The organism is Roseovarius sp., assembly GCF_018066915.1.
Classification (GTDB): Bacteria; Pseudomonadota; Alphaproteobacteria; order Rhodobacterales; family Rhodobacteraceae; genus Roseovarius.
The window spans coordinates 1-4,829 of the sequence record NZ_JAGPVV010000126.1; the positions used below are offsets into that span (position 1 = coordinate 1).

Consider the following 4,829-nt stretch of genomic DNA (forward strand, 5'->3'; position numbering starts at 1 on the left):
GGCTCTGCCTCAATCTGTGTGGCGGAACTATCCTGAAACTGGAAAATTCAGGAGGGATAGTTGTGAATTCGAAGAAGCACTGGTCGCCTGGGGGCGAAGTTTCGATTCAAAGCGTCGAGCGAAGTGATTCCGGCGGGTGGATTGTATCGGGCAGTCTGACACCAAACGGCATCTGCCCAGACTGTGGATTGCATTCACGCCGACGTCACGGCTGGCGGCGTCGGCGGCTGCAGGATTATCCCGCGCATGGAGACGAGGTAACGGTTGATCTCGCAATTTGCCGTTGGCGATGTCAGGCACCCGCTTGCCCACGCCGGACATTCTCAGACCAAATCGCCTCGATTGCGCGTCCATTTGCACGTCGTACTTCGCGTGTCGGGGAGATTGTCACCCATCTTGGGCATGCGAGCGGCGGACGGCCAGCCGAGCGGTTGTTGCATCGTTTGGGCCTTGGAGTCAGCGATGACACGGTGCTTAGGCAGCTGAAGAACCGTGCCCAAGACAGTGGCGAGTCGCCGACAGTCATCGGGATCGACGACTGGAGTTGGCGGAAATCGCAAACCTACGGCACGATCATTGTGGATCTGGAGCGTCGCATGGTGATCGACATTCTTGAGGATCGAGATGTCGTCAGCTGCACCAACTGGCTGAAGCGACACCCCGAGGTGGAAGTGATCAGCAGAGATCGCTGCGGTCTCTACGCCCAGGCAGCACGGCAAGGGGCACCGCAGGCGAAGCAGGTCGCTGACCGGTTCCATATCGTACAAAACCTGCGGCAGGCCATCGAGGAGCAAATGAACCTTCACGGCCGTGCGACCGGCAGGGCGCTGCTGTCCGACGCCGACAACATCACCGCAGCCGGCAGCCTTCTGAAGTCACGCCTGGCGCATAGGACGTCTCGGGAAGAGATTTTCGCCACCATTCATGCGCTCCGAAATCAGGGGCTTTCATGCAGCGAGATCGGGCGGCGAACAGGGTTCCCGCGTCGCAGCATCGCGAAATGGCTGCAGTTCGAGACACCACCGGACCGCAGGCGGGCCGCTTTGAAGCCGACATCGCCGTGGTACTTTGAAGAGTTCCTGAGCCAAAGCTGGAAGGAGGGCATTCGAACTGGCAGCGCCCTGTTCCGTCTGATCCGAGAGCGCGGTTACGAGGGGAGTCAGTCGCATTTGCAGCGTCTGTTGGCGGGCTGGCGAAAAGCAGAACAGCAAGGGAGCGACTCCAAGGTAGAGCACGAAATCCTTAAGCCAGTCCGGGACCCGGAAACGGGGCACGCGATTTCCCCGGTCATCGCAGCCGCGCTGTGCATCAAACCCCGCGGAAAGCTCACCCCGGATCAAGCGCGGAAAGTCGACGCGCTCAAGGCCGGTTCTCCCGCCTTCGCAACGATGCGAAGTCTCGCCATGCGGTTCAACGGTATCCTGCGCAGCCGCCAAGCAGACCCGCTCCCAGCATGGATCGACAACGCGATCGAAACCGATCTGGCGCCCATCGTGCGCTTTGCCCGCACATTGAACCGGGACTTCGATGCAGTCAAAAACGCCATCGAGATGCCATGGAGCAACGGCCAAGCAGAAGGTCAGATCAATCGCCTGAAGACGCTCAAACGCGCCATGTACGGTCGAGCCGGTCCAGAATTGTTGCGGGCGAGAATGCTACCGTTCCGCCACACAGATTGAGGCAGAGCCCAATTAAGGGCTACGCGACAACCGGTCAGCGACCTGTTCCGCCTGCCGCGCCCCTTGCCGGGCAGCCTGGGCGTAGAGACCGCAGCGATCTCTGCTGATCACTTCCACCTCGGGATGTCGCTTCAGCCAGTTGGTGCAGGTGACGACGTCTCGATCCTCGAGAATGTCGATGACCACGCGACGCTCCAGATCGACAATGATCGTGCCGTAGGTTTGCGACTTCCGCCAGCTCCAGTCGTCGATCCCGATGACCGTCGGCGGCTCGGCGGTGCCTTGAGCACACTTCTTCAGCTGCCTGAGCACCGTGTCATCGCTGACCCCAAGGCCCAAACGGTGCAAGAGCCGCTCGGCAGGCCGCCCGCCGGTCGCATGCCCAAGATGGCTGACAATCTCCCCGACACGCGAGGTGCGCCGCGCAAAAGGACGCGCAACCGAGACGGTCTGGTCCGAGAAAGTCCGGCGCGGGCAAGCGGGAGCCAAACATCGCCAACGGCAAACCGCGAGATCAACCGTTACCTCGTCTCCCTGCGCGGGATAATCCTGCAGCCGCCGACTACATGGATGGAAAAGTCGTCGGGTCTAGGATTTCCACGCACAAGGCCAAGCCGTCTGGATCGAACTAAGGGTTTGTTGATGCCGATGCTCAATTCGGATTGTAGCCATTCAAGTGCCTCAGACAACCGTATAGCTCTATCGTTCGGGGGGCAAGCATACCGGCAACCCCCGCGCACCGCATCTTTGCGACCATTACGCGCCCCGCCGTACCGTCAGAAGAAAAACCGGTGTTAGCACAAGCAGGAAGAGGACCGTATAGGCTGCCGCTACCCTGATTTCGAGATTGAGAAAACTTTCGAGCAGTCCCACTCCGACCGGATGACTGCCCGCTGAGGCGAGGAAAAGCGACCCGTTGATCTCAGCAAATGACATGATGAAGGTCATCGACCAGGCCAGCAGGATCGCATTGCGCAGATTGGGCAGGATCACGCGGGTAAAGATCGCCCAATCAGACGCGCCGAGCGTACGCGCCGCTGCGGCAAGTGTCGGCGCATCAAGTGCCATCATGGCTGTCATCACCGGCCAGACCACAAACGGAAAGGTCCACACAAGGTGAGCCAGCATAAGGATTTCCCAGCTTCCGATCAAGCGCGGCCAGGCAAGGACCAGACCCATCGCCACGATCATCGGCGGCAGCACTATCGGCATGCTCACGATGGCCTTGACCAGAACCTGCCCGCGCCGCCCGCCCTGCGCGAGGCGCACACCAAGCGGCACCCCGAGCAAAAGATTGATCGTGCTCACACCGATGGCGAGAAACAGGCTGAAGCCGATCTCACCCTGCGCCGTTGACCAGATCGTAGCATAGGCGTCGAGCGAGAGACCCGAAAGGCCCCGACTGTCCCAACGGGCTGTGAACGACCCAATCGCGAGAAAGAGGAGCGGTATCAGTAGCAGCCCCGCCGGAGACCAGACGAGAACCGGCTCGACCCAGGCCCAAAAGCGTTCGGCTCGCGCTCCGGCGCGCTGCCGTCGCCGGGTCGGGATCGCGTACATGCCGGCCGAGGCGGTCATGACCGTCCCGGAAGGCTGAGCAGAGGCGCGGCCGCACGGTCGCGGTGGCCCGGCGGCAGGTTGAGATGCAGAACATCGCCATCCCGCAAGCCGGTGGCCTTGGGCAGATCGACGGTCACGCTTGTTCCGTCCGCCGTCAGCCCCATCACCCGTAACCGATCGCCAAGATAGAGCTGCCGCCCAACAGTGATCGTCAGATCGGCGCGCGCGGCGTTCTCGGCAAGGCGCAGATCCTCGGGCCGCAGGATAGGCCCGGTTCCACCTTCGCTCGCTGCATCGAACAGCGTGTTGACCGCGCCGAAAAACGCCGCCACCTCGATATGGGTTGGTCGGTCATAGAGATCGCGCGGCGTGCCCTCCTGCAGGATACGTCCACCCGAGAGCATGACGATCCGGTCGGCGAGAACGAAGGCATCGGCCTTGTCATGGGTGACGATGAGCGTGGTGATGTCGAGAGGCTCGAGCAGCGCGCGCAATTCGGAGCGGATATCGTCGCGCAGGACCGGATCGAGCGCAGAAAGCGGCTCGTCAAGCAAGAGGATATCAGGCTCCGTCGCCAGGGCCCGCGCCAGAGCAACGCGTTGCCGCTGTCCGCCGGATAGGGCATCGACACCGCGATCGGCAAAGCTGTCCATCCGCACGCGGGCAAGCGCCGTCATGGCCCGCTCATGACGCTCGGCACGTTTCATGCCGCGCATACGCGGCCCGAAGGCCACATTGTCGCGCACGTTCAGATGCGGGAATAACGCAAAGCTCTGGAACACATAGCCGATATTGCGCTCGGCCGCGTCAAGCGGCGTGACATCGCGCCCGTCAAAGAGGATGCGCCCGGCACTCGGTTCAAGCAAGCCTGCAATGATGTTGAGCAAGGTCGTCTTACCCGAGCCCGACGCGCCAATGAGCGCCGTCGCACGCCCTGGCGCGAGAACCAGGTCGATCCCCTCGAGCACCGGTTTGTCGCCGAACCGTTTTTCAATCCCGTTCATCGTGATGGTCATGTCTGTCTTCCTCTCTCAAGGGTCAGGTGGCGTCGGTCTGCGTGTGAAAGGGCGTCGCGCGTCCAACAAGAAGCCGCAGTACGCCCGCCAACGCCAAAGCGACAATCAACAGCAGGATCGCCATGGCCGCGGCATTTCCAAAGTTGAGAAAGCCGGTGAATTCCCGGTAGATGACCGCGGGAAAGATCGTGACCGAGCGCGCGATCAGCAAGGCCGGCCCGAAGGAGGCCATCGCCAGAAGGAAGGAAAAGACCGCCGCCTCGATCAGCGCCGGGCGCAGGATCGGCACCACGACCAGAAACGTCACCGCAGGACCGCGCCCCCCCAGCGTGCGTGCCGCTGCCGGCAGGCCCGGATCCATCTTGGCGATCGCCTCGGCCAGAATGAGGGCCGAGCGCGGGATCTGAAAGCTCAGGTAAGCGACGCCGAGACCGAACGCCGTGAAGGCCAGGCCGCGCGTGGCCTCGGTGCCCAGAAGCCATGCTTCAAGCAGGGCAAGCACGCCGGCATTGCCCATCAGCACGATCATCAACATGCCGTAGATGATACCGGCGAAGGCGAAGTTGATCTGGCT

Annotated in this window: 3 protein-coding genes and 2 pseudogenes; 1 reads left to right on the top strand and 4 read right to left on the bottom strand. The window is 62.0% G+C overall.

Annotated features, from left to right (window positions below; translation table 11 throughout):
* Positions 1 to 140: 140 nt before the first annotated feature.
* Positions 141 to 1,679, top strand: coding sequence for an ISL3 family transposase (locus KBT70_RS06855; protein WP_296630270.1), 1,539 nt, complete (start codon positions 141 to 143; stop codon positions 1,677 to 1,679).
* A 30-nt stretch (positions 1,680 to 1,709) separates the two neighbouring features.
* Here KBT70_RS06855 and KBT70_RS06860 read toward each other — a convergent pair.
* From KBT70_RS06860 to KBT70_RS06875, 4 genes and pseudogenes are all read right to left on the bottom strand, one after another.
* Positions 1,710 to 2,240 (bottom strand): annotated as a pseudogene (locus tag KBT70_RS06860) (transposase); the annotation flags it as partial.
* Positions 2,241 to 2,435: 195 nt separating this feature from the next.
* Complete coding sequence (locus tag KBT70_RS06865) at positions 2,436 to 3,257, bottom strand: ABC transporter permease subunit (RefSeq protein ID WP_037239957.1); 822 nt, start codon at positions 3,255 to 3,257, stop codon at positions 2,436 to 2,438.
* Positions 3,254 to 4,255, bottom strand: a complete 1,002-nt coding sequence (locus tag KBT70_RS06870) for an ABC transporter ATP-binding protein (protein ID WP_296630266.1) — start codon at positions 4,253 to 4,255, stop codon at positions 3,254 to 3,256. The genes KBT70_RS06865 and KBT70_RS06870 overlap by 4 nt, the downstream gene beginning before the upstream one ends.
* 22 nt (positions 4,256 to 4,277) lie before the next feature.
* Positions 4,278 to 4,829: pseudogene (locus KBT70_RS06875) on the bottom strand (hypothetical protein); the annotation flags it as partial.